Consider the following 24359-nt stretch of genomic DNA (forward strand, 5'->3'; position numbering starts at 1 on the left):
TCACCAGTAGGAGACAGGGCGTACGCGGCGCATATCCCGCGTACGAAGGGAATGACGTGACACGCAAGACGGTGCGCATCGCCATGAACGGCGTGACCGGACGTATGGGCTACCGCCAGCATCTGGTCCGCTCCATCCTGGCCATCCGGGAACAGGGCGGCCTCGACCTCGGCGACGGCACCGTGCTGTGGCCGGAACCGATCCTCGTCGGCCGCCGCGAGCACGCCCTGCGCGCGCTCGCCGAACAGCACGGACTGGAGCACGTCTCCACGGACGTCGACGAGGTCCTCGCCGACCCGACGGTCGACATCTACTTCGACGCCCAGGTGACCTCCGCCCGCGAGGAGGCGATCAGGAAGGCGATCGCCGCGGGCAAGCACATCTACACCGAGAAGCCGACCGCGACCGGTCTGGAGGGCGCCCTGGAGCTGGCCCGGCTGGCCAAGGAAGCCGGCATCAAGCATGGCGTGGTCCAGGACAAGCTCTTCCTCCCCGGCCTGCTCAAGCTCAAGCGCCTGATCGACGGCGGCTTCTTCGGCCGGATCCTGTCCGTGCGCGGCGAGTTCGGCTACTGGGTCTTCGAGGGCGACTGGCAGTCCGCCCAGCGCCCCTCCTGGAACTACCGCGCGGAGGACGGCGGCGGCATCGTCGTCGACATGTTCCCGCACTGGGAGTACGTGCTGCACGAGCTGTTCGGCCGCGTGAAGTCCGTCCAGGCCGTCGCCACCACCCACATCCCCCAGCGCTGGGACGAGAACGGCAAGCCCTACGACGCGACGGCCGACGACGCCGCGTACGGGATCTTCGAACTCGAGGGCGGCGCGATCGCCCAGATCAACTCCTCCTGGGCCGTCCGCGTCAACCGCGACGAACTGGTCGAGTTCCAGGTCGACGGTACGGAGGGCTCGGCGGTCGCCGGCCTGCGCAACTGCCGCGTCCAGCACCGCAGCCTGACCCCCAAGCCGGTCTGGAACCCCGACATCCCGGCCACCTACTCCTTCCGCGACCAGTGGCAGGAAGTACCCGACAACGACGACTTCGACAACGGCTTCAAGGCCCAGTGGGAGCTGTTCCTCAAGCACGTCTACGCCGACGCCGACTACCACTGGGACCTCCTCGCCGGCGCCCGCGGCGTCCAGCTCGCCGAGCTGGGCCTGAGGTCCTCGGCCGAGGGCGCCCGTCTCGACGTACCGGAGATCTCCCTGTGACCATCCATCTCCCCGACGCCCAGGGCGAGTTGCGGGCGTACGAGCCTCGCCCCGAACCCCTCGCCCTCACCCCGGGTGCCCCCTTCACCTCGCGTACGGTCTTCTCCGCCGCGCACGTCGTGGCCGACCCCTTTGCCGACGTCAGCCCCGACTCCCCGGCCGCCGTCGACTGGGACGCCACCCTCGCCTTCCGCCGGCACCTGTGGTCGCACGGGCTCGGGGTCGCGGAGGCGATGGACACCGCCCAGCGGGGGATGGGCCTGGACTGGGCGGGCGCGGCCGAGCTGATCCGCCGCAGCGCCGCCGAGGCGAAGGCGGTCGGCGGCCGCATCGCCTGCGGCGTCGGCACCGACCAGATCACCGCCGGGTCCCTCGTGGAGGTCAGGGCGGCCTACGAGGAGCAGCTGGCCCTCGTGGAGGAGTCCGGCGCGCAGGCGATCCTGATGGCCTCCCGCGCCCTGGCCGCCGCCGCGTCCGGCCCCGAGGACTACCTGGAGGTCTACGGCCATCTGTTGCGCCAGGCCGCCGAGCCGGTGGTGCTGCACTGGCTGGGCCCGATGTTCGACCCGGCGCTGGAGGGCTACTGGGGGTCGTCCGACCTGGACGCGGCCACCGACACCTTCCTGGAGGTCATCGCCGCGCACCCCGACAAGGTGGACGGCATCAAGGTGTCACTGCTGGAGGCCCGGCGGGAGATCGACATCCGCCGCCGCCTCCCGCAGGGCGTGCGCTGCTACACCGGCGACGACTTCAACTACCCCGAGCTGATCGCCGGCGATGAGCAGGGCTTCAGCCACGCGCTGCTCGGCATCTTCGACCCACTGGGCCCGCTGGCGGCCGAGGCGGTACGGGTGCTGGACACCGGCAACGTTGACGGTTTCCGTGAACTCCTCGATCCCACGGTCGAGTTGTCCCGTCATCTGTTCCAGGCACCGACCCGTTTCTACAAGACGGGAGTGGTCTTCCTGGCCTGGCTGGCGGGCCACCAGTCCCACTTCACCATGGTCGGCGGCCTGCAGTCGGCCCGCTCCCTCCCGCACTTCGCCCGCGCCTACCAACTGGCCGACGGACTCGGCCTGTTCCCGGACCCGAAGCTGGCGGAGGAGCGGATGCGGAACCTGCTGTCCCTGTACGGGGTGGACCGGTGACCGACCTGACGCGTTTCTCCATCAACCAGATGACGGTCAAGCAGCTGTCGATGCCGGAACTGGTCGACGCCTGCCTGGAGTTGGGCGTCCCGGGCGTGGGCCTGTGGCGGGAACCCGTCCAGTCGTACGGCGTGGAGGCGACGGCCAAGCTGGTCCGCGACGCCGGTCTGACCGTCACCACGCTGTGCCGCGGCGGCTTCTTCACCGCGATCGACCCGGCCGAACGGGCCGCCGCCCTGGCGGACAACCGGCGGGCGATCGACGAGGCGGCCACGCTCGGCACCGAGGTCCTGGTCCTGGTCTCCGGTGGTCTGCCGGCCGGTTCCAAGGACCTGCACGGCGCGCGGGAGCGGATCGCCGACGCGCTGGGGGAGCTGGGGCCGTACGCAGAGCGGCACGGGGTCCGGCTGGCCATCGAGCCGCTGCACCCGATGTACGCCTCGGACCGCTGCGTGGTCTCCACCCTCACCCAGGCGCTCGACATCGCGGAGCGCTTCCCGGCGCACCAGGTGGGCGTCACGGTGGACACGTACCACATCTGGTGGGACGACAACGCGCCCGCGCAGATCGCCCGGGCCGGCGCGGGCGGTCGTATCCACACCTTCCAGCTCGCCGACTGGACCACCCCGCTGCCGGCCGGCGTCCTCAACGGCCGCGGCCAGATCGGGGACGGCTCGGTCGACATGCGGGAGTGGCAGGGGTACGTGGAGGCGGCCGGGTACACCGGCCCCATCGAGGTCGAACTCTTCAACGACGACCTGTGGGCCCGCGACGGCCGCGAGGTGCTCGCCGAGACCGCCCGGCGCTTCGTGGAGCACACCGGTTGACCCCCGACGCACACCTCCGCCCCGCACCGAGCGGCGAACGGTGCGGGGCGGAGCCGTGGGGATCAGGCGGTTCCCCGGATCCTGGCGAGTCGCGCTCGCCGTTCCTCGATGAGCGGGACGATGTCGTCGACCGTCTCCAGAGTCAGGTCCCCCGGCGTACCCCGGCCGTTGACCAGGATCTGGTGCTCGCCGACGGCCGTCCGCAGCTGCCACACCCCGGAGCCGCGGCGCAGCAGGGCGGGGACCGTCCGCTCGTCGACGCCGACCCGCAGCTCCTCCTCCGGGGCGGCGGCGAGGCCCGGCAGGACCTCCGGCTCGAAGTTCTGGCCGGGTAGCTCGCGCCAGGTGGTGACGCGGATGTGGTCCTCGCCGGTCTTCCACGAGCCGTGGACGATCGTCGCGGACTGCCAGACACCGTTCACCTGGTGGCTCTCGGCCAGGGCGCTGGGCGTGTGCCACGGGGAGCGCAGGCGGTGGAGCACCAGCCGGCCTTCCCCGAACGCCTCGGTCATTCTGCGGTACAGGCGCTCCTGCAGGTCCTGCGCGCGATCATCGGATTCGACGCGATGCATGACCGCGAGTCTGGCAGGCATCCGCGGCGGAGGGCAGTGGCCGAGCCCGGAAAAAAAAATTCTCGCGGACCGTACAACCCTTCCCTGACCTCGCGGGTCGTACTTGGTGTCAGGACCGCTGGAGGGGGATCCGGGGGGATCGCGGGGGTTCTGATGTTGGAGGGGAAAAGCCGAGGGGGCCCGGTCGACGGATCGGGCCCCCTCGAATTTGTCCGCCGCGGCGGCCGGGCCGCTCGGCGATCGCACCGGAGAGATGCCGGTTCAGGATCCCTTCCTTCTTCACAGCGCCTCGACCTCCTCGGCCGTGGGGAAGGACACCTGCGCCCCCTCCTTGGTGACCGCGGCCGCGCCCACCCGGGCCGCGTACCCCGCCGCCTCCGCGAGCGACGCGCCCGACCCCAGCCGGAACGCCAGCGCCGCCGTGAACGCGTCCCCCGCACCCGTCGTGTCCACCGCGTCGACCTTCACCGACGGCACCCGGGTGACCCCGGCCGAGGAGGCGACCAGCGCGCCCTCGGCGCCCAGGGTGACCACCACCGACCGGGGGCCCTTGGCGAGCAGCAGCCGCGCCCAGTCCTCCGGCCGGTCCGACACGCACGCCTCACCGAGGATCACCCGCGCCTCGTGCTCGTTGACGATCAGGGGATCGCAGGCCGCCATCACCTCGCCCGGCAGCGGCCGCGGCGGCGACGGGTTCAGCACGAAACGGTTGTCGGGAGTCAGCTCGCGCACGACCTCCACGACCGTCTCCAGCGGGATCTCCAGCTGCGTCGAGACCACCCGGGAGGCATGGAAGAGACATGCGGCGGCCTTGACGTCCCCCGGTGCGAGCTTCCCGTTCGCTCCCGGCGACACCACGATGCTGTTGTCCCCGGACGGATCGACGGTGATCAGCGCGACCCCCGTCGGCGCCCGGCCCACCAGCACCCCCACCGTGTCCACGCCGGCCGCCCGCTGGGAGTCCAGCAGCAGCCTGCCGTACGCGTCGTCCCCGACGCGGGCCAGCAGCGCCGTACGGGCGCCGAGCCGGGCCGCCGCGACGGCCTGGTTGGCGCCCTTGCCCCCCGGATGGACGGCCAGGTCGGAGCCGAGCACCGTCTCGCCCGCCCCCGGCCGCCGTTCGACGCCGATCACGAGGTCGGCGTTGGCCGAACCCACGACCAGCAGGTCGTAGTCGTACAAGAATAAGACTCCCCAGATGAGTGCCCCGGGGCGGGCGGTCCCCCTGACCGCCCGCCCGTTCCCCTGTGCCGGCCGCTGACGACCGTCTCCTCGACCTTCTTGCCCTGCAGCGCCCTCAGCGCGTTGTCCACGGCGATCCTGCCAAGTTGTGAGGGCTGCTGTGCCACGGACGCGTACAGCGTGCCCCTCTCAACCGCCTTCTGGCCGTCCGGGGTGCCGTTGAACCCGACGACCTGGACCGACTTTGGAGAATCAGCGGTGGTCGACGTAGGCGACGAGTCCGCCGATGGTCAGGCCCACCGCGCATCCGAGGCGGAGGGCTTCGCGGCGCATGCGCGGGGTGTGCTGCGCGTCGGTCATCCCGTACGGGGCGCGGACTCCCAGTGTCACGCCGCACAGGCACACGACGTAGCCGTAACGCAGGGCGGCGGCCGCCCACTCGGGGTCGTGTGCGACCCAGGTCCGGGAGTAGATCTCACCGAGGGGCGTCCGCAGTTCCAGCCGGGAGTAGGTGTATCCGAGGCGCTCCGCCAGTTTTGGCTGGTCATCGGGTATCTCGTGCAGCTCCCATCCAGGGATCGAGAGCAGGTCGACGTGGCCGGACAGCCGGCGTCGCATGCAGAAGCAGATCTCGTCGAGGCAGCCCCCGTCGTCGTCGGGCTCTGGGCGGTAGGGCAGGCGCAGGTCGGCGAAGTCGGGCGGTAGGCGCCTCATGCCGAACAGGATGGCGCCTTCGATCTGCGGTTCCTCGGGTATGCCCTCGGTCGAGGCTCTCTCCGGCACGACGTACCCGAAGTCGCCCACGCCCACGGCCTGCCTGAACTCGAAGAGGGCGGTGGGCATGTGACAGGTCTGCGTGGGATCGAGCATGACCGTGCCGTCCGTGGTCTGCAGACCCATCAGCACGCACTGGAGCCGCAGCGCGGGGTCGTTGCTGAACAGGATCTCCCCGAGGTCGTCGACGTCTTCGAACTGATACCGGCTCATCTCCTGCAGCCCTCCGGTTGGTTACCGTTCCGCGTCCGCGAAGCGACGGCTGGATGTTCAACCATTCTATTGAGGGATCGTTGAACAATCTATACGTTGGGGCAGGGCGGAGCGGGGCTACTACGCCGCCGCGAGTTCGCACCACACGTACTTGCCCCGGTTGCCGTGCCGGGACAGTGGGTGCCAGCCCCAGACCTCCGAGCAGGCCCGCACCAGCACCAGCCCCCGCCCTTCCTCCGCCTCGCCGAGCCGCCCCAACGGCACCGGTGGCTCAGGCGGTTCGGGGTCGGCGTCCCACGCCCCGATCCGCAGCGTGCCGGGCGGCGCCCAGCGGACGCGCAGGGCGGCGGGTCCCTTCGTGTGCCGTACGGCGTTGGTGATCAGCTCGGTGGCGAGCAGTTCGGCGACGTCGACGAGGCCGATCAGTCCGTGCGCGGTGAGGATCAGCCGGAGGGTGCGGCGACTGATGGTGACGGCACGGGGGTCGTTGGGGATGGAGAGGCAGTACTCCCAGGGTTCGGGGGTGTTTTCGGGCATGCGGCAACTCCGGTGGGGTGGTGGGAGGTTGGCGGTGGCTTCGCCGCGGCCGTCCGGGTGGGCAGGACGGGGCGGTGCGCTTCCGCAGAGTGTGCGTTGCGTCACCGACGGTAGACCTTTGATTTAAGACGCGGCAAGTCGATCCCGTAATCTGACCTCGAACGAGGCGCTCTCGTGGGCGCGTTGAATCGAGGAGCAGTTGATGGGGACCAGGCGCGAACCAACTGCACGACAACTGCGGCTGGCGGCCGAACTGCGCAGGCTGCGGGAGGCGGCAGGGCTCAGCGCTCGCCAAGCGGCGGCGCTGCTGGGCGTGAACTCCGTGCAGATCAGTCAGATCGAGTCCGGCATCTCGGGGGTGAGCGAGGAGCGCCTACGTCGACTCGCCTCCCACTACGGCTGCATCGACGGAGACTTCGTCGACGCGCTGGTCGCCATGGCCGTTGGCCGGACACGAGGCTGGTGGGAGGAATTCCGCGGAGTGCTTCCCAATTCCTTCTTGGACCTAGCCGAACTGGACCACAACGCCACGTTCTTGCGTGAGGCGGCGATCCTGTACGTGCCTGGCCTGCTTCAGACGGAGGAATACGCCCGTGAGGTGTTCTCGGCAAGGATCCCCGAACTCACGCCTGCCGAGCTTGAGTTGCGGGTGCGACATCGAATGGCACGCCAGAGCGAGGCCACCTTCCCTCACGAGGTAGTGATCCACGAATCGGCCCTGCGCATCAGGGTCGGCGACCGTGCCGGCGCTCGGGCTCAACTCGTTCGGTTGCTTGACCTGTCGGAAGCGGACCGCCTCACCTTGCGCGTGGTCCCTTTCGACCTGGACGGTTTCGCCGCGGCTTCCAGCACCATGGCATATGTGGGCGGCCCGGTGCCCAAGCTGGACACAGTGGTGCGCGACGCGCCTCATGGCTCGCTCTTCATCGACTCCGAGGCTCAGCTCAACGTCTATCGAACACGCTTCCGTAGAATTGCGGCTCTATCACTCGAACCCGAGCGGTCGCGTGACTTCATCCACAGGCTGGCGAAAGAGCTGTGAGGCACCCAATGGACACCTGGCGGAAGTCGTCTTACTCCGGCGAAGGTGACGGCAACAACTGCGTGGAGCTCGCCCCCACCCCCACCTACATAGCCCTCCGTGACTCAAAGGCCCCCACCCGAGCCACCCTCACTTTCCCCGCCCCGGCCTTCACCGCCTTCCTCGAAGCCCTGAAGAAGTCCCCCCACCCCCAACCCTGACGTGGGAGCTGTGAGGTACCCATGGACAACTGGCGGAAGTCGTCCTACTCAGGCCCCGACGACGGCAACAACTGCGTAGAGCTCGCCTCCACCCCCACCCACATAGCCCTCCGTGACTCAAAGGCCCCCACCCGAGCCACCCTCACCTTCCCCGCCCCCGCCTTCACCACGTTCCTCGAAGCCCTCAAATCCACATCCCTTCGCTGACTGTCAGTCCCCACCAGTACCGTCGGATCATGGCTGAACAGGCTGGGAACGCGACGGGTGAACGGCGGCTCGCCGTGCTCGAAGGCGTGCTGGAGCGCATCACGTACGCCAACGAGGACAACGGCTACACGGTCGCCCGCGTCGACACCGGCAGAGGCGCCGGCGACCTCCTCACGGTCGTCGGCGCGCTGCTCGGCGCCCAGGTGGGGGAGTCCCTGCGGATGGAGGGCCGCTGGGGGTCGCACCCCCAGTACGGCAAGCAGTTCACCGTGGAGAACTACACGACCCTGCTGCCGGCCACCGTCCAGGGCATCCGGCGCTATCTCGGCTCCGGCCTGGTCAAGGGCATCGGGCCGGTCTTCGCCGACCGCATCACCCAGCACTTCGGCCTGGACACCTTGAAGATCATCGAGGAGGAGCCCAAGCGGCTCATCGAGGTCCCGGGCCTCGGCCCCAAGCGCACGAAGAAGATCGCCGACGCCTGGGAGGAGCAGAAGGCGATCAAGGAGGTCATGCTCTTCCTCCAGACCGTGGAGGTGTCCACGTCGATCGCCGTGCGCATCTACAAGAAGTACGGCGACGCGTCCATCTCGGTCGTCAAGAACCAGCCCTACCGCCTGGCGGCCGACGTCTGGGGCATCGGCTTCCTGACCGCCGACAAGATCGCCCAGTCCGTCGGCATACCGCACGACAGCCCGGAGCGGGTCAAGGCAGGCCTGCAGTACGCGCTGTCGCAGGCCACCGACCAGGGCAACTGCTATCTCCCGGAGGAGCGGCTGATCGCGGACGCGGTGAAGCTGCTGCAGGTCGACACCGGGTTGGTCATCGAGTGCCTGGCGGAACTGGCGGAGGTGCCCGAGGACGGCGAGGACCCCGGTGTCGTACGGGAGAAGGTGCCCGGGGAGCACGGCGAGCAGGTGACCGCGATCTACCTCGTCCCCTTCCACCGCGCCGAGCTCTCCCTCTCCGCCCAGCTGCTCAGACTCCTGCGCACCGGCGAGGACCGGATGCCCGGCTTCCGGGACGTGGCCTGGGACAAGGCGCTGGCCTGGCTGAAGGGCCGTACGGGGGCCGACCTCGCGCCCGAGCAGGAGGCGGCCGTCAAGCTGGCGCTGACCGAGAAGGTGGCTGTCCTGACCGGTGGTCCCGGCTGCGGCAAGTCCTTCACCGTCCGGTCGATCGTCGAGCTGGCACGGGCGAAGAAGGCCCGCGTCGTCCTCGCCGCCCCCACCGGACGGGCCGCCAAGCGGCTGGCCGAGCTGACCGGCGCCGAGGCCTCCACCGTCCACCGCCTGCTGGAGCTCAAGCCCGGCGGTGACGCGGCCTACGACAAGGACCGGCCGCTGGAGGCCGACCTGGTGGTGGTCGACGAGGCGTCGATGCTGGACCTGCTGCTCGCCAACAAGCTGGTGAAGGCCGTACCGCCCGGCGCTCATCTGCTCTTCGTCGGGGACGTCGACCAGCTGCCCAGCGTCGGCGCCGGCGAGGTGCTGCGGGACCTGCTGGCCGAGGACAGCCCGATCCCCGCGGTGCGCCTCACGCGCGTGTTCCGGCAGGCCCAGCAGTCCGGCGTCGTGACCAACGCGCACCGGATCAACTCCGGGCAGCATCCGGTCACCGACGGCATGAAGGACTTCTTCCTCTTCGTCGAGGACGACACGGAGGAGGCCGGGCGGCTGACCGTGGATGTGGCCGCTCGTCGGCTTCCGGCCAAGTTCGGGCTGGACCCGCGCCGGGACGTGCAGGTCCTCGCACCGATGCACCGCGGACCGGCCGGCGCCGGCACCCTCAACGGACTGCTCCAGCAGGCCATCACCCCGGGCCGCCCGGAGCTGCCGGAGAAGAGGTTCGGCGGCCGGGTCTTCCGGGTCGGCGACAAGGTCACCCAGATTCGCAACAATTACGAGAAGGGGGAGAACGGTGTCTTCAACGGCACCGTGGGCGTGGTCACCTCGCTCGACCCGGTCGACCAGCGCCTGACGGTGCTGACGGACGAGGACGAGGAGGTGCCGTACGAGTTCGACGAGCTGGACGAGCTGGCCCACGCGTACGCGGTGACCATTCACCGCTCGCAGGGGAGTGAATATCCCGCCGTGGTGATCCCGGTCACCACCGGAGCCTGGATGATGCTCCAGCGGAACCTGCTCTACACGGCGGTCACCCGGGCCAAGAAGCTGGTGGTGCTGGTCGGTTCGCGCAAGGCGATCGGTCAGGCGGTGCGCACGGTGTCGGCGGGCAGGCGCTGTACGGCGCTGGACTTCAGACTCATCTCGAAAAATGATCGATCAAATGAGTCGTGAAGGTCACAGAGCACTTCCGGATCGGGAAGACAGGGGGCAGGATGGGCAAGTTGGCGGCACTCAGTGCCGCCGATAGGCCCGATGGTCGACCCCGAGTGCACTCTCCTGAGCCAATTGGGGGAAGGTAGAGACAGTCAGGGCAACCTCGAAGATGAGGCACTACGTCGGTGAGGGAAGACGTGAGCGACAACTCTGTAGTACTGCGGTACGGCGACGGCGAGTACACCTACCCGGTGATCGACAGCACCGTCGGCGACAAGGGCTTCGACATCGGGAAGCTCCGCGCCCAGACCGGGCTGGTCACCCTGGACAGCGGCTACGGCAACACCGCCGCCTATAAATCCGCCATCACCTACCTCGACGGCGAGGCGGGCATCCTGCGGTACCGCGGCTACCCGATCGAGCAGCTGGCCGAGCGCTCCACCTTCCTGGAGGTCGCCTATCTGCTGATCAACGGGGAGCTGCCCACCGTCGACGAGCTCACCGTGTTCAAGAACGACATCACCCAGCACACGCTGCTGCACGAGGACGTCAAGAACTTCTACCGGGGCTTCCCGCGCGACGCCCACCCGATGGCGATGCTGTCCTCGGTGGTCTCCGCGCTGTCCACGTTCTACCAGGACAGCCACAACCCCTTCGACGAGAAGCAGCGCAACCTCTCGACGATCCGCCTGCTCGCCAAGCTTCCGACGATCGCCGCGTACGCGTACAAGAAGTCGATCGGTCACCCGTTCGTCTACCCGCGCAACGACCTCGGCTACGTCGAGAACTTCCTGCGGATGACCTTCTCGGTGCCGGCGCAGGAGTACGACCTCGACCCGGTCGTCGTCTCCGCCCTCGACAAGCTCCTCATCCTGCACGCGGACCACGAGCAGAACTGTTCGACGTCGACGGTGCGCCTGGTGGGTTCGTCGCAGGCCAACATGTTCGCCTCCATCTCGGCCGGCATCAACGCCCTGTGGGGCCCGCTGCACGGCGGTGCGAACCAGTCGGTGCTGGAGATGCTCGAGGGCATCCAGGCCGGCGGCGGCGATGTCGACTCCTTCATCCGCAAGGTGAAGAACAAGGAGGACGGTGTCCGTCTGATGGGCTTCGGCCACCGGGTCTACAAGAACTTCGACCCGCGGGCGAAGATCATCAAGGCCGCCGCGCACGACGTCCTCTCGGCCCTCGGCAAGTCCGACGAGCTGCTGGACATCGCGCTGAAGCTGGAGGAGCACGCGCTCTCCGACGACTACTTCGTCTCGCGCAGCCTCTACCCGAACGTGGACTTCTACACCGGTCTGATCTATCGCGCGATGGGCTTCCCGACCGAGATGTTCACGGTCCTGTTCGCCCTCGGCCGGCTGCCGGGCTGGATCGCCCAGTGGCACGAGATGATCAAGGAGCCGGGCTCGCGCATCGGCCGCCCGCGCCAGATCTACACGGGTGTCGTCGAGCGCGACTTCGTTCCCGTCGAGGAGCGCTGACGCCTCCGGCGGGAGAGCCGATCGCCGAGGAGTTCGTTGCTGAAGGAGCGTGGGCGGCTGCGGGCCGGTCGTGGCTGGTCGCCGCCCACGCGGCGGAGCCGCATATGGAGACAGCCCCGCGCCCCTGGCGGGCGTTGCGCTTGGCGAACCTCGGAATGTGACGCAAAAGCGGAAGGCGCCCCGACGCCGGTCCCCCCACGGGCCGACGACCAGGGCGCCTTCCCATGTCCCGGTGCGGATTCCCCCCACGGGATCCGGCCGGGCGCCTGAGAGACCAGCGCCTGAATCGCTGTTCTTTCGGTACTGCTGGTACTGCGGTTGAGCAGAACGAGCAGGACTCGTCGTACTCATGGGTGATGTGCGGTCTGCCGGGACAGCGCACCCTCGGGAGGGCCGCTCAAAGCTTCCCGAAGTACGTGCCCCGGCAACGCATCTCTGGAGAAGTCCCCCAAGACATCCCCAGATGCCGGTTCGCGCCCCCCAAGACGCTCTCCGACATCGCCAACTTAGACCTTCGAACCCCTTCGATGGTTACGTTCACATCACTGTGATCTGGGTCTCTTGCATTTGTCCGTTTGATACGCAAGAGCCCCGACGCGTTGATCGGGACCCCAGCGTAAGGATGATGCGCGAGCCTTGTGAAGAGCTTATGTGAGCCCGGCGCCGGACTCTAGGGGTGCTCTTACTTCGACTGCCGGTAACCGGCAGTAACTTGGCCGGAGTTCAGTGAAACGTCCGCAATCTGAGACTGTTGGTGACCACGAAGACGGATGAGAAGGCCATCGCGGCCCCGGCGATCATCGGGTTCAGCAGCCCGGCGGCGGCCAGCGGCAGCGCCGCGACGTTGTATCCGAACGCCCATACGAGGTTTCCCTTGATCGTGGACAGCGTCCTGCGCGACAGCCGGATGGCGTCCGCGGCCACCCGCAGATCCCCGCGCACCAGCGTCAGGTCGCCCGCCTCGATCGCCGCGTCCGTCCCGGTGCCCATCGCCAGCCCCAGATCGGCGGCGGCGAGCGCGGCCGCGTCGTTGACGCCGTCGCCGACCATCGCGACGACCCGCCCCTCCTCCTGCAGCCGGCGTACGGCGGCCACCTTGTCCTCGGGCAGGACCTCCGCGATCACCTGTCCGATCCCGACCTCCCGGGCCACCGCCTCGGCCACCGTCCGGTTGTCCCCGGTCAGCAGCACCGGCGTCAGGCCGAGCGCGCGCAGCCCGCGCACCGCCTCGGCGCTGGTCGGCTTCACCGCGTCGGCGACGGCGACGACACCGCGTGCCACCCCGTCCCAGCCGACCGCGACGGCCGTACGACCGCCCCTCTCGGCCTCGTCCCGGGCGCGGGTAAGTTCCTCGGACAGAACGTCGTAGAGGCGCCCCACGGCCACGTCACGGCCGTCCACGCGGCCGCGCACGCCCCGCCCCGGCACGTTCTCGAAGCCCTCGACCTCGGGGAGCCGTCCGAGCCGCTCCTCGGCGCCCGTGGCGACCGCCCGGGCGACCGGGTGCTCGGACGCGTGCTCGACGGCGCCCGCGAGCCGCAGCACCTCCTTCTCGTCTGCGCCGTCGGCGGCGTACACCTCGTGGAGGGTCATGCGGCCCGTGGTGACCGTGCCGGTCTTGTCGAGGACGACCGTGTCGACGCGGCGCGTGGACTCCAGCACCTCGGGGCCCTTGATCAGGATGCCGAGCTGGGCGCCCCGCCCCGTGCCGACCATCAGCGCGGTCGGCGTGGCCAGGCCCAGCGCGCACGGGCAGGCGATGATCAGGACCGCGACGGCCGCCGTGAACGCGGCGGCGGTGTCACCGGTGACGCCGAGCCACGTCCCGAAGGTGGCGAGGGCGATGAGGATGACGGCCGGCACGAAGACCGCCGAGATCCGGTCGGCGAGCCGCTGCACCTGCGCCTTGCCGTTCTGCGCGTCCTCCACCAGCCGCGCCATCCGCGCGAGCTGCGTGTCCGCGCCCACGCGCGTGGCCTCCACGACCAGCCGTCCGCCGGCGTTGACCGTGGCCCCGGTGACCGTGTCGCCGACGCCGACGTCCACCGGCACCGACTCGCCGGTCAGCATGGACGCGTCCACCGCGGAGGCGCCCTCGACGACGATGCCGTCGGTCGCGATCTTCTCCCCGGGCCGCACGACGAAACGATCCCCCACGGCCAGCCGGGACACCGGGACGCGCACCTCGCGCCCGTCGCGCAGCACGGACACGTCCTTGGCGCCCAGTTCCATCAGCGCCCTGAGCGCGGCCCCCGAGCGCCGCTTGGCGCGGGCCTCCAGATAGCGGCCCAGCAGGATGAGCGCGATCACTCCGGCGGCCACCTCGAGGTAGATCGAGGAGGCGCTCTCGGTGCGCGAGACGGTGAACCGGAACTCGTCGTGCATGCCGGTCATGCCCGCGTCGCCGAGGAACAGCGCCCACAGGGACCAGCCGAACGCGGCCAGCGTGCCGACCGAGACCAGCGTGTCCATGGTCGCGGCGCCGTGCCGGAGGTTCGTCCAGGCGGCCCGGTGGAAGGGCAGACCGCCCCAGACGACGACGGGGGCGGCGAGGGTGAGCGCCAGCCACTGCCAGTTGTCGAACTGCAGGGCGGGAATCATCGACAGCGCGACGACCGGGACCGCGAGGAGGACGGAGACGGTGAGGCGCTGACGCAGGGAGACGAGTTCGGGATCGTCCTCGGCGGCCTGCGGCTCCTCCTCGACGGGCTGCGGCGGCGCGGGCTCCTCGGCGGTGTAGCCGGTCTTGACGACGGTGGCGATCAAGTCGGCGACCTGGATGCCGGCGGGATAGCTGACCTTGGCCTTCTCCGTCGCGAAGTTCACCGTGGCGGTGACCCCGTCCATGCGGTTGAGCTTCTTCTCGACGCGGGCCGCGCAGGAGGCGCAGGTCATGCCGCCGATCAGCAGTTCGACCTCCGCCGCGTCGGCCGGTGGTGTCTCGGTGGGCGTACTGGTCATGTCCGGACTCCAGACATCGGACCGGACCACGCGGAGCCAGTATCAGCTGGTCGGTGCGGCCCGGTCGGAGAACAGAACGGAAGAGCGGCCGCTCAGGCCTGGCCGACGAGCTCGAAGCCCGCCTCGTCCACCGCGGCGCGCACCGCGGCCTCGTCGAGCGGGGCCTCGGAGACGACGGTGACCTCGCCGGCCGAGGCGACGGCCTTGACCGAGGTGACACCGGGGAGCTCCGAGATCTCGCCGGAGACGGAGCCCTCGCAGTGTCCGCAGCTCATCCCGCTCACCTTGTAGACGGTGGTGACGGAACCCTGGGTGTCGGACTGGGCGGTCATGTCGTTCTCCTCGTGGAGGCGTGTGGGGCCTGCGGGACCCACGGTGGGGCCCCGCCCCTCACACTATACCCCTAGGGGGTATGACTCAATGAGGGGTCGCCCGTGGTTCGGCCCAGCCGGTCGCCCACCAGCGGCTCGAGATAGCGGATCAGTACGTTCTTGATCTCCCGGGTGTACGCGTCGCGCTCGGCGCCCTCATGGGCCAGGACCAACTCCAGTCCCGCCTTGTACATCCCGAGGCAGACCTGCGCGGTGCGGGTGAGGTCGGCGGCGGAGGCGTCGGGCAGGAGGCTGGAGAGCAGTTCCTCGATCCGGCCGAGCAGGGTCGCGTGCAGCGCGTCGTGCTCCTCGGCGATCCGGCCGGGCACGTCCGGGCCGTGCATCAGCGCGAAGAAGACCGGGTGGTCGCAGTTGAACGCGATGAACCGGTCGACGGCGGCACCGACCGCCTGCTCCAGGGGGGTCGCGGGGTCTATCGGGGCGAGCGCCTCGCCGTAGGTCTCCCGCATCTCGTGCATCAGCCGGTCGCCCAGCTCGATCGCGATCGCTTCCTTGTTCGGGAAGAACTGGTAGAGCGTGCCGGGTGAGACGCCGGCCTCGCGGGCGATGGCGTTGGTGCTGGCCGCCGTGTAGCCGGTCGTGCTGAACACGGTCGCGGCCGCTTCGAGGAGCTGGGCGACCCGGCGCTCCCCGCGGGCCTGCCGACGGCGCGGCTGTTCCTGCTGCTGGTTGTCGGGCACGTGTTATCCCCAGCTCTCCGAACACGATTGACAAACACGAGCGGTCGCTCGCATTCTGGGGGTGGATCAAATGCGAGCGATCTCTCGTGTTTGTCAGTTTACGGTTTCCACGGTGAAGGGGACACCGCACCATGACCGAAGTCAACAGCCCACCCAGCAGCACACCCCGGCCCGGCGGATGGACCCGGCTCGTGACCGCCCGACCGCGACTGTCGCTGCTGGTCGCGCTGGTGATCACCGCTCTCGCCGTGCTCGCCGGCAGCGGGGTCGCCGACCGGCTGGGCAGTGGCGGCTGGGAGGACCCGGCAGCCCAGTCGACCTATGCGACCAAGGCCCTGGAGCGCGAGTTCCCGGACTCCCAGCCCAACCTCCTGCTCCTCGTCGACTCGGGCGGCGCCTCGGTGGACGCCCCCGCGGTCGCCGCCGAGGCACAGCGCCTCGCCACCCGCCTCACCGCCGAGAAGGGCGTCATCGGCGTCGGCTCCTACTGGCAGACGAAGTCGCCCGCCCTGCGCGCCGAGGACGGCCATGAGGCGCTGATCGCCGCGCACATCAGCGGTGACGAGAAGACGGCGAGTGACACCCTGGACCGCATAGCGCCCCACTACCGCGGCACGCACGGCCCGGTTCAGGTCAAGGTCGGCGGCATGGTCGCGGTACGCGGCGAGATGCAGACGATCATCAAGGAGGACCTCGCCCGCGCCGAGATGATCGCCCTGCCGGTCACGCTCCTGCTGCTGGTGATGGTCTTCGGCTCGGCGATAGCGGCCCTGCTGCCGCTGGGCATCGGCATCGTCGCGATCCTCGGCACGAACGCGGTGCTGCGCGGCCTGACGGAGTTCACCGACGTCTCGGTCTTCGCCCTGAACCTCACCACGGCCCTCGGCCTGGGCCTCGCCATCGACTACGCCCTGTTCATCGTCCGCCGCTTCCGGGAGGAACTGTCCGCCGGGGCCGAGCCGCCCACGGCCGTCGCCACCACCCTGCGCACCGCCGGCCGCACGGTCCTCTTCTCGGCCCTCACGGTCGCCGTCTCCCTCGCCGCGATGCTGGTCTTCCCGCAGTACTTCCTGCGGTCCTTCGCCTACGCCGGGATGGCCGTGGTCCTGCTGGCCGCGGCGGCCGCCCTGATCCTGCTCCCGGCGGCCCTCCTGCTGCTCGGCCACCGCGTCAACTCCCTCGACCTGCGCCGGGTGTTCCGGCGCGGGCGCCCGGCCAGGACGTCCGGCGAGGAGGGCACCGCCTGGGCGCGCACGGCGGCCCTGGTGATGCGCCGCGCCCCGTTCTTCGCGCTGGCGACGACGGCCGTGCTGGTCCTGCTCGGACTGCCCTTCCTGGGCGTGAAGTTCGGCACCGCGGACGACCGCCAGCTCCCCTCGACCGCCGAGTCGCACGTCGTCCAGCAGCACATCCGCGACGGCTTCCCCGGCAACCCCGGAGGCGGCCTCGAAGTGCTCGCGGAAGGCCGGGCGACAAAGGCGCAGTACGCCGCCTACAAGGACCGGATCGCGAGCCTCCCCGGTGTGCTGAGGGTGGACGGCCCGCTGGTCAGGGGCGCCTCCGCGTACTTCACGGTGCTGCCCAAGGGCGAGGCCGTGGACGACACGGCCCAGCGCCTGGTGGGTGAGGTGCGTGCCGCGGACGCCCCGTTCGCCACCAAGGTGACCGGCACGGCGGCCGTACTGGTCGACTCCAAGCACGCGATAGCCGAGCGTCTGCCGTGGGCGGCCGCCGTCATCGCGGTCGTCACCCTGCTCCTGGTCTTCCTGCTGACCGGCAGTGTGCTGATACCGGTCCAGGCCGTGCTGCTCAACGCGCTCAGCCTGACCGCGATGTTCGGCGCGGTGGTCTGGGTCTTCCAGGACGGCCACCTCTCGGGGCTGCTCGGCTTCACCAGCCCCGGCTCCATCGAGACGACCCTCCCGGTCCTGATGTTCTGCGTGGCCTTCGGCCTCTCCATGGACTACGGCGTCTTCCTGCTCTCCCGCATCAAGGAGGAGTACGACAGAACGGGCGACCACAACGCCGCGGTCCGCCACGGCCTGCAGCGCACCGGCGGCCTGATCACGGCGGCGGCGGTGATCCTGGCGGTGGTGATGGTGGCGATCGGCACCTCGCGCGTCACCAACACCAAGATGCTGGGCCTGGGCATCGCACTGGCGGTCCTGATGGACGCGATGATCGTCCGCAGCCTGCTGGTACCGGCGGTGATGAGACTGACGGGCGCGGCGACATGGTGGGCACCGGCCCCGCTGCGAAGGTTCCACGCACGGTTCGGACTGACCGAGGGCGAGAATGAGCGCCCCGACAGGGGCGCGGGGCTGTGTCCAGGTGCGGCTCCGCCGCGGGGCGCGACCAGCCACGATGGACCCGCAGCGAACGACGGCGAGGGGATGGCAGATGCGAGCGGTGGTCTTCGAGCAATACGGTGAACCCCCCGAGGTGCGTGAAGTCCCCGACCCCCACCCGGCGCCCCACGGAGTGACCGTCCGCGTGGAAGCCACCGGCCTCTGCCGCAGCGACTGGCACGGCTGGCGGGGCCACGACCCGGACATCACCCTCCCTCACGTTCCCGGCCATGAACTCGCCGGTGTCGTCGAGTCCGTCGGCGCCCGCGTGAGCAACTGGCACCCCGGCGACCGTGTCACCGTCCCCTTCGTGTGCGCCTGCGGAACCTGCGGCGCCTGCGCGGCGGGCGACCAGCAGGTCTGCGAGCGCCAGACCCAGCCCGGCTTCACGCACTGGGGCTCCTTCGCCCAGTACGTGGCGCTGGACCACGCGGACGTGAACCTCGTGGCCGTGCCGCGGGAGCTGTCGTTCGCCACGGCGGCGGCGCTCGGCTGCCGGTTCGCGACGGCGTTCCGGGCGGTGGTGCAGCAGGGCCGGGTCGCGGCGGGGGAGTGGGTCGCGGTGCACGGCTGCGGTGGCGTGGGACTGTCCGCGGTGATGATCGCGGCGGCGTCCGGGGCACGGGTGGTCGCCGTCGACGTGTCACCGGCGGCGCTGGACCTGGCGCGGAAGTTCGGGGCGTCGGAAGCGGTGGACGCCACGCGGGTGCCGGACACGGCGGCGGCGATCCGCGACCTGACCGGCGGCGGCGCCCATCTGTCCCTGGACGCCCTCGGCTCACCGGTGACCTGCGCCGCATCGGTGAACGGCCTGCGCCGCCGCGGCCGCCACGTCCAGGTGGGCCTGCTGCCCTCCCCGGACGGCACGACCCCGGTCCCCATGGCCCGTGCCATCGCCCTGGAACTGGAACTCCTCGGCAGCCACGGCATGGCCGCGCACACCTACCCGCCGATGCTGGAGCTGGTCCGCGCGGGCGTCCTGCGTCCCGACCTCCTGGTCACCTCCACCATCACCCTGGACGCGACCCCGGCCGCCCTGACGGCGATGGGGAGGGCACCGGCAGCCGGCGTCACGGTCATCGAACCGTGGGGCTGACGGCGGCGGGCCGTCCGCGGTGGGCGGCCCATTCACGGTCGAGGAGACCCATGACCACCTCGTCGACCCACACCCCGTCCCGCCACGCGGCCTCCCGCCGCACTCCTTCCAGCACGAACCCGACCTTCTCGTAGACGTGCAGAGCACGGCGATTGTGACCGTAGGCCTCCAACTGGATGCGATGCAGTCCCAGTTGCTCGAATCCGTGTGCGACGACGAGCCGGGTGGCCTCCGTGCCGACACCCCGACCACGCCCCCGGGGCCCGATGAGCGTGCGGAACGTACAACTGCGGGCCCCTGGGTCCCACTCGTACAGGACGACCTCGCCGAGGAGTTCGCCGGTGACGGGGTCGGTGACGGCGAGGTCGAGGCGGTCGGGGGCGGTGGCCCGGGAGCCGTACCAGGACCGCAGCCCGCTCAGGGTCAGCTCGGTGGACGGTTCGAAGGTGAATCGGATGATCTCGGGGTCCTGGACGATCTCCCGGACGGCCTCGGCATCGGCCTCGGTGAAGGGGCGCAGGACGGCCTTCTCACCGGCCAGGACGGGTTTCGTGGAGAAGTCGCTCATCGGACGACTGTGCCCCACGGGACGGGGTGGGGCACAGGCTGGTTTTCGTAGGAGAGGGGGGTCAGCCCTCTCGGCGGCCCCGGTTGCCGGGGCGGGAGGCGACCCAGGCTCGGACCGTGTCGGCGTACCAGAAGGGCTTTCCGCTCTCGACGTGGTCCGGCGGGGGCAGCAGCCCGTGCTTGCGGTACGAACGCACGGTGTCCGGCTGCACCTTGATGTGCGCCGCGATCTCCTTGTACGACCAGAGCCGTCGGTCGGTCATGAGGTGCACCTCCCTGCGCGCACCACGGGGGCGGCCGGGGGCGGCCGTCGGGGGAGCCGGGCGCTGCGCTGGCGATCACAAAGCCTGTGACCCGTGAACGACATGGCTCGGGAACGGGTCAGGGCCTGTGCGCGGGGTGTGACGCAGGACCCGCGTACACGCGACATGTGTGACATGAGGGGGGCGTTTGTGACACGAATGCCACAAACGCGTACGCGGGCTCACAGGCGCGGCGCGTTGACTTCACCGGAGTTTTCCGTGCCCCGCGCGAGCGGTCTGCGCGAGGTGGGCCGGACCCGCTGCGCCGGGCCCGGCCCACCGGCTCCCCCGCTTCCCCCTCTGCGGGTGCCGTCGGCGGTGATCTCCCCCCGAGGACCGGTCGCCGGACGATCAGCGTGCAGTCAGCGCACCCTGCCGGTCTTGGAAAAAACCGAACTGCGGGCCGACGTCAGCAACAGACTCGTCGCCTCGCCGGTCATCCGGTCGGCCGTCGGAACCCCGGGCTGCGACACCGGCGGCAGTCCCCGGGCCGTCGTGAACTCACGCGGCGTGCACCCGGTCATCGCCCTGAACTCACCGCTGAGATGGGCCTGGTCGTAGAACCCGCAGATCGCCGCCGTCTCCGCCTGCCCGCGCCCCTGCGCCAGCAGCCGCCGCGCCCGCTGCAGGCGCAGCACCCGCGCCGCCACCTTGGGCCCGAGCCCGATCTGCTCCCGGAAACGGTTCTCCAACTGCCGTACGCTCCAGCCCACGTCGTCGGCCAGGTCCCGTACCGGCATCGCACCGCCCGTCCGCACCAGCTCCGACCAGGCCCGCACCACCCGTGCCGAACTCGGTGTCCCCGCCCCCGACCAGCGGACGAAGCTGTCGTCCAGCAGCCCGAACCGGGCCTCCCAGGTCGGCAACGAGGCCAGTGCGGCGGCCAGTTCGGCGATGGTGTTGCGCCGGCCGCCCACCGCGCGCGTGCCCAGCACATGCGGCAGCTCGTCGGGATCGACGGTGCGGTCCGTCAGCTCGTACTGCGGGGTCCCGAACAGCGTGAACGCCGCCCAGGGCGTCAACAGCACCTCGATCCCCGACAACCGCCCACCGTGCTCCCCGACGGCCGGCGTGGTCGTGGGCCCGCAGTACACCGACACGAGCGTCGACGTCGGCCGCCCGGCCCGCGTGATCCGCACCGGCTGCTCGAACCCGAGCAACAGGGTCGCGGCCCCGATCGGCACCTCCAGCCGCCGCCGGGGCCGGTCAAGGGCGAGCCGCAGGCCCCGGTAGCTGATCACCCCGGGCCGCAACGACGGATGCGGCCGAGCAAGAACGGTTTCCCACGACCCCCAGGCCCCATGCCCCGACCGAACGGCTCTTGTCATGCCCCCATGCTGCAACCCCTTCAGGGGTGCGGGACAGTGTCAATTTGCGGCTACGCCGCGTGGGCGCGACAACCACAAACAGCCTGCAGCCGCGAACGGACCCGAGCCGGCAGACGAGCAGGCGCTCCCTACGCCCCGCACGACCTCAAAAACGCCCTGGTCCGCTGGGCGATCGGCAGCGGCTTGTCCGGATCGCACGGGTACATGTCCTGCTCGACGATCGCGAACAGCTCCACGTCCAGCTTCTGCGCCGCCTCCAGCACCGGCCCCAACGCCGGTACGCCGGCGGGCGGTTCGCACATGACGCCCTGCGCCACGGCCGGTCCGAACGGCGTCCCCTTCGCCCGTACGTCCGCCAGGATCTCCGGATCCACCTGCTTCAGATGCAGGTATCCGATCCGCTCCCCGTACGTCTCGATCAGCTTCACGCTGTCGCCGCCGCAGTACGCGTAGTGCCCCGTGTCCAGACACAGCGACACCAGCGAGGAGTCGGTCCCGTTCAGGAACCGCTCCACGTTCTCCTCGCTGTCGATGTGCGTGTCGGCATGCGGGTGCACCACGATCTGCAGCCCGTACCGCTCCCGCACCTCACGGCCCAGCCGCTCGGTCAGAGTGGTCAGATTGCGCCACTGCTCGGCCGTCAGCGTGTCGGACTCCAGCACCTCGCCGGTCTTGTCGTCCCGCCAGAAGGACGGGATGACCACCAGGTGGGACGCCCCCATGGCCTGCGCGAGCACCGCGTTGTCCGCGACGTGCGCCCAGGTCTTCTCCCACACCGACTCGCCGTGGTGCAGGCCCGTGAACACGGTTCCGGCGGAGACCTTCAGGCCACGCCGTGCGGTCTCCTCGGTGAGGACCGCGGGGTCGGTCGGCAGGTACCCGTACGGGCCCAGCTCGATCCACTCGTAGCCGGAGTCCGCCACCTCGTCGAGGAACCGCTGCCACGGAACCTGCTTCGGGTCGTCCGGGAACCAGACGCCCCAGGAGTCGGGAGCCGATCCGATCCGGATGCGGGACAGTGAGGACTGGGGTGACAGGGAGCTCATGCCGGTCAGCTTCCGGGGACCGGTAAGCGCTGTCAAGGTCTCGTCCGAATGTCTGGACAAAACATTGACAGGGCTCCTCGCGCGGGGCTACAAACGCGGGGAGAGCCGCAACGAAGGGAAGCCGATGGCGTACGACCTGATCACCATGGGGCGGATCGGTGTGGACCTGTATCCGCTCCAGACCGGCGTACCGCTGCCGCAGGTGACGAGCTTCGGCAAGTTCCTCGGCGGCTCGGCGACGAACGTCGCGGTGGCCGCCGCCCGCCTGGGCCGGAACACCGCGGTGATCACCCGCACCGGCGACGACCCGTTCGGCACCTACCTGCACGAGGCCCTTCAGGGCTTCGGCGTCGACGACCGCTGGGTCACCCCGGTCCCTGGTCTGCCCACGCCGGTCACGTTCTGCGAGATCTTCCCGCCGGACGACTTCCCGCTGTACTTCTACCGGCAGCCCAAGGCGCCCGACCTGGAGATCGACGCCCATGAGCTGGACCTCGACGCCATCCACGAGGCGCGCGTCTTCTGGGTGACCGGCACGGGCCTGAGCGAGGAGCCGAGCCGTACGGCGACGCTCGCGGCCCTCGCGCACCGCGCCAAGGCCGGCACGACGGTCTTCGACCTCGACTGGCGCCCCATGTTCTGGACGGACCCCGCCTCCGCCCGCCCCTTCTACCAGGAGGCCCTGCGTCACACGACCGTCGCGGTCGGCAACCTCGACGAGGTGGAGATCGCGACCGGCGTGCGCGAACCGCGGGCCGCCGCGCAGGCGCTGCTGGACGCCGGTGTGGAGCTGGCGGTCGTCAAGCAGGGCCCCAAGGGCGTCCTCGCCGTCAACAGCAAGGGCGAGTCCGCCGAGGTCCCGCCCCTCCCGGTCCAGGTCCTCAACGGCCTCGGCGCCGGTGACGCGTTCGGCGGCTCCCTGTGCCACGGGCTGCTGGAGGGCTGGGACCTGGAGACGATCATGCGGCACGCCAACGCGGCCGGCGCCATCGTCGCCTCCCGCCTGGAGTGCTCCTCCGCCATGCCGACCCCGGCCGAGATCGAGGCCGCGCTCACCGCGGGAGCCGTCCTGTGACCGTCGACGTGACGGAGCTGGTCCGTCTGCGCACCCACCGCCCCGAGGCGATCGCCGAGGCCGCCGCCCGCCGTGCGCGGCGGGAGCTGGTGGGGGCGAGCGGCCGCCTGATGATCGTGGCCGCCGACCATCCGGCCCGCGGCGCGCTCGGGGTGGGGGACCGCAGGTTCGCCATGGCCAACCGCGCCGAACTCCTCGAACGTCTGTGCCTTGCGCTCTCCCGGCCCGGCGTGGACGGAGTCCTCGCGACCGCCGACATCCTGGACGACCTGCTGCTGCTCGGCGCGCTGGAGGGCAAGGTCGTCATGGGCTCGATGAACCGCGGGGGCCTGCAGGGCGCCAGCTTCGAGCTCGACGACCGCTTCACCGGCCACCGCCCCGAGGACATCGAGCGGCTGAACTTCGACGCGGGCAAGCTGCTGCTGCGCATCGACTACGACGACCCCGGCTCCCTGACCACGCTGGAGTCCACCGCCCGCGCCATCGACGCCATGGCGGCCCGTCGGCTCCCCGTGTTCGTCGAGCCGTTCATCAGCCGCCGCACCGACGAGGGCCGGCTGAAGAACGACCTGTCCGCCGAGGCCGTCACCAGGTCCATCGCCATCGCCTCCGGCCTCGGCGGGACCTCGGCCTACACCTGGCTGAAGCTCCCGGTCACCGAGAACCCCGACGACATGGCCGAGGTCATGGAGACCTCCACGCTGCCCGCCGTGCTGCTGGGCGGCGAGGTCGGAGACGACCAGGACGGGGCGTACGAGAAGTGGCGCGGCGCCCTCCAACTGCCCACCGTGCAGGGGCTGGTGGTCGGCCGTTCGCTGCTGTACCCGGCGGACGGCGATGTGGCCGCCGCCGTGGACACCGCCGTAGGACTGCTGTGAGGGCCGC

23 protein-coding genes and 1 pseudogene are annotated in these 24359 nt (G+C 70.3%); 12 read left to right on the top strand and 12 right to left on the bottom strand.

The annotated features are described in order from the left end of the window. Positions 1 to 56: 56 nt before the first annotated feature. From ABZ453_RS00245 to ABZ453_RS00255, 3 genes are read left to right on the top strand one after another with little or no spacing between them, the layout of a single operon-like run. Positions 57 to 1208 (top strand): Gfo/Idh/MocA family oxidoreductase, encoded by a 1152-nt coding sequence (locus ABZ453_RS00245; RefSeq protein ID WP_359009993.1) that lies wholly within the window; start codon positions 57 to 59, stop codon positions 1206 to 1208. Next, entirely contained in the window at positions 1205 to 2356 is a 1152-nt protein-coding gene (locus tag ABZ453_RS00250) for a dihydrodipicolinate synthase family protein (RefSeq protein ID WP_359009995.1), read from the top strand. Before ABZ453_RS00245 ends, ABZ453_RS00250 begins: the two co-directional genes overlap by 4 nt. After that, positions 2353 to 3183, top strand: a complete 831-nt coding sequence (locus tag ABZ453_RS00255; protein ID WP_359009997.1) for a sugar phosphate isomerase/epimerase family protein — start codon at positions 2353 to 2355, stop codon at positions 3181 to 3183. The genes ABZ453_RS00250 and ABZ453_RS00255 overlap by 4 nt, the downstream gene beginning before the upstream one ends. A gap of 62 nt (positions 3184 to 3245) precedes the next feature. Here the strand turns inward: ABZ453_RS00255 and ABZ453_RS00260 are convergent, their stop codons facing one another. From ABZ453_RS00260 to ABZ453_RS00280, 5 genes and pseudogenes are all read right to left on the bottom strand, one after another. After that, a complete protein-coding gene (locus ABZ453_RS00260) occupies positions 3246 to 3755 on the bottom strand; it encodes a hypothetical protein (RefSeq protein ID WP_359009999.1) in 510 nt (169 codons plus the stop codon). A gap of 279 nt (positions 3756 to 4034) precedes the next feature. Continuing rightward, complete coding sequence (locus ABZ453_RS00265) at positions 4035 to 4937, bottom strand: ribokinase (protein WP_359010001.1); 903 nt, start codon at positions 4935 to 4937, stop codon at positions 4035 to 4037. 80 nt (positions 4938 to 5017) lie between these two features. Beyond that, positions 5018 to 5179, bottom strand: a pseudogene (locus ABZ453_RS00270) (substrate-binding domain-containing protein); the annotation flags it as partial. A gap of 10 nt (positions 5180 to 5189) precedes the next feature. Then, positions 5190 to 5924, bottom strand: coding sequence for a hypothetical protein (locus tag ABZ453_RS00275; RefSeq protein WP_359010003.1), 735 nt, complete (start codon positions 5922 to 5924; stop codon positions 5190 to 5192). Between the two features lie 120 nt (positions 5925 to 6044). Continuing rightward, positions 6045 to 6461: an ATP-binding protein gene (locus tag ABZ453_RS00280; protein WP_359010005.1), complete on the bottom strand. Its 417-nt coding sequence runs from the start codon at positions 6459 to 6461 to the stop codon at positions 6045 to 6047. A gap of 202 nt (positions 6462 to 6663) precedes the next feature. Here ABZ453_RS00280 and ABZ453_RS00285 point away from each other — a divergent pair, with 202 nt between their 5' ends. From ABZ453_RS00285 to ABZ453_RS00305, 5 genes are all read left to right on the top strand, one after another. Next, a complete protein-coding gene (locus ABZ453_RS00285) occupies positions 6664 to 7503 on the top strand; it encodes a helix-turn-helix transcriptional regulator (RefSeq protein WP_359010007.1) in 840 nt (279 codons plus the stop codon). Positions 7504 to 7511: 8 nt separating this feature from the next. After that, the gene (locus ABZ453_RS00290) at positions 7512 to 7703 is read left to right on the top strand and encodes a DUF397 domain-containing protein (RefSeq protein ID WP_359010008.1); all 192 of its coding nucleotides are present in this window, start codon (positions 7512 to 7514) and stop codon (positions 7701 to 7703) included. Positions 7704 to 7724: 21 nt separating this feature from the next. Then, entirely contained in the window at positions 7725 to 7910 is a 186-nt protein-coding gene (locus ABZ453_RS00295; protein WP_359010010.1) for a DUF397 domain-containing protein, read from the top strand. Between the two features lie 29 nt (positions 7911 to 7939). Continuing rightward, positions 7940 to 10210 (top strand): ATP-dependent RecD-like DNA helicase, encoded by a 2271-nt coding sequence (locus tag ABZ453_RS00300; RefSeq protein WP_359010012.1) that lies wholly within the window; start codon positions 7940 to 7942, stop codon positions 10208 to 10210. A 179-nt stretch (positions 10211 to 10389) separates the two neighbouring features. Continuing rightward, a complete protein-coding gene (locus tag ABZ453_RS00305) occupies positions 10390 to 11679 on the top strand; it encodes a citrate synthase (protein WP_359010014.1) in 1290 nt (429 codons plus the stop codon). A 723-nt stretch (positions 11680 to 12402) separates the two neighbouring features. Here the strand turns inward: ABZ453_RS00305 and ABZ453_RS00310 are convergent. The 3 genes from ABZ453_RS00310 to ABZ453_RS00320 all read right to left on the bottom strand — a co-directional run bounded on the left by ABZ453_RS00310 (position 12403) and on the right by ABZ453_RS00320 (position 15712). Next, complete coding sequence (locus tag ABZ453_RS00310; protein WP_359010016.1) at positions 12403 to 14640, bottom strand: heavy metal translocating P-type ATPase; 2238 nt, start codon at positions 14638 to 14640, stop codon at positions 12403 to 12405. A gap of 92 nt (positions 14641 to 14732) precedes the next feature. Beyond that, on the bottom strand, positions 14733 to 14972 hold the full coding sequence (locus ABZ453_RS00315) for a heavy-metal-associated domain-containing protein (protein ID WP_359010018.1): 240 nt from the start codon (positions 14970 to 14972) through the stop codon (positions 14733 to 14735). 71 nt (positions 14973 to 15043) lie between these two features. Beyond that, on the bottom strand, positions 15044 to 15712 hold the full coding sequence (locus ABZ453_RS00320) for a TetR family transcriptional regulator (protein ID WP_359010020.1): 669 nt from the start codon (positions 15710 to 15712) through the stop codon (positions 15044 to 15046). Positions 15713 to 15843: 131 nt separating this feature from the next. Here ABZ453_RS00320 and ABZ453_RS00325 point away from each other — a divergent pair, with 131 nt between their 5' ends. Beyond that, positions 15844 to 18144, top strand: a complete 2301-nt coding sequence (locus ABZ453_RS00325) for an MMPL family transporter (RefSeq protein WP_359010021.1) — start codon at positions 15844 to 15846, stop codon at positions 18142 to 18144. After that, on the top strand, positions 18113 to 19156 hold the full coding sequence (locus ABZ453_RS00330) for a zinc-dependent alcohol dehydrogenase family protein (RefSeq protein WP_359010023.1): 1044 nt from the start codon (positions 18113 to 18115) through the stop codon (positions 19154 to 19156). The genes ABZ453_RS00325 and ABZ453_RS00330 overlap by 32 nt, the downstream gene beginning before the upstream one ends. Here the strand turns inward: ABZ453_RS00330 and ABZ453_RS00335 are convergent. The 4 genes from ABZ453_RS00335 to ABZ453_RS00350 all read right to left on the bottom strand — a co-directional run bounded on the left by ABZ453_RS00335 (position 19137) and on the right by ABZ453_RS00350 (position 22399). Further along, a complete protein-coding gene (locus tag ABZ453_RS00335; RefSeq protein ID WP_359010025.1) occupies positions 19137 to 19724 on the bottom strand; it encodes a GNAT family protein in 588 nt (195 codons plus the stop codon). The two genes, ABZ453_RS00330 and ABZ453_RS00335, sit on opposite strands and share 20 nt — an antisense overlap. A gap of 61 nt (positions 19725 to 19785) precedes the next feature. Further along, positions 19786 to 19986, bottom strand: a complete 201-nt coding sequence (locus tag ABZ453_RS00340; protein WP_359010027.1) for a MerR family transcriptional regulator — start codon at positions 19984 to 19986, stop codon at positions 19786 to 19788. Between the two features lie 401 nt (positions 19987 to 20387). Further along, positions 20388 to 21353, bottom strand: coding sequence for a helix-turn-helix domain-containing protein (locus ABZ453_RS00345; RefSeq protein WP_359010029.1), 966 nt, complete (start codon positions 21351 to 21353; stop codon positions 20388 to 20390). Positions 21354 to 21481: 128 nt separating this feature from the next. After that, entirely contained in the window at positions 21482 to 22399 is a 918-nt protein-coding gene (locus ABZ453_RS00350; protein ID WP_359010031.1) for a sugar phosphate isomerase/epimerase, read from the bottom strand. Positions 22400 to 22523: 124 nt separating this feature from the next. Here ABZ453_RS00350 and iolC point away from each other — a divergent pair, with 124 nt between their 5' ends. Next, a complete protein-coding gene (gene iolC / locus ABZ453_RS00355) occupies positions 22524 to 23474 on the top strand; it encodes a 5-dehydro-2-deoxygluconokinase (protein WP_359010033.1) in 951 nt (316 codons plus the stop codon). Next, complete coding sequence (locus ABZ453_RS00360; RefSeq protein WP_359010035.1) at positions 23471 to 24352, top strand: deoxyribose-phosphate aldolase; 882 nt, start codon at positions 23471 to 23473, stop codon at positions 24350 to 24352. The genes iolC and ABZ453_RS00360 overlap by 4 nt, the downstream gene beginning before the upstream one ends. The last annotated feature ends 7 nt before the right edge of the window (positions 24353 to 24359 follow it).

The organism is Streptomyces sp. NPDC005799, from assembly GCF_040630525.1.
GTDB classification, from domain to species: Bacteria; Actinomycetota; Actinomycetes; order Streptomycetales; family Streptomycetaceae; genus Streptomyces; species Streptomyces griseorubiginosus_B.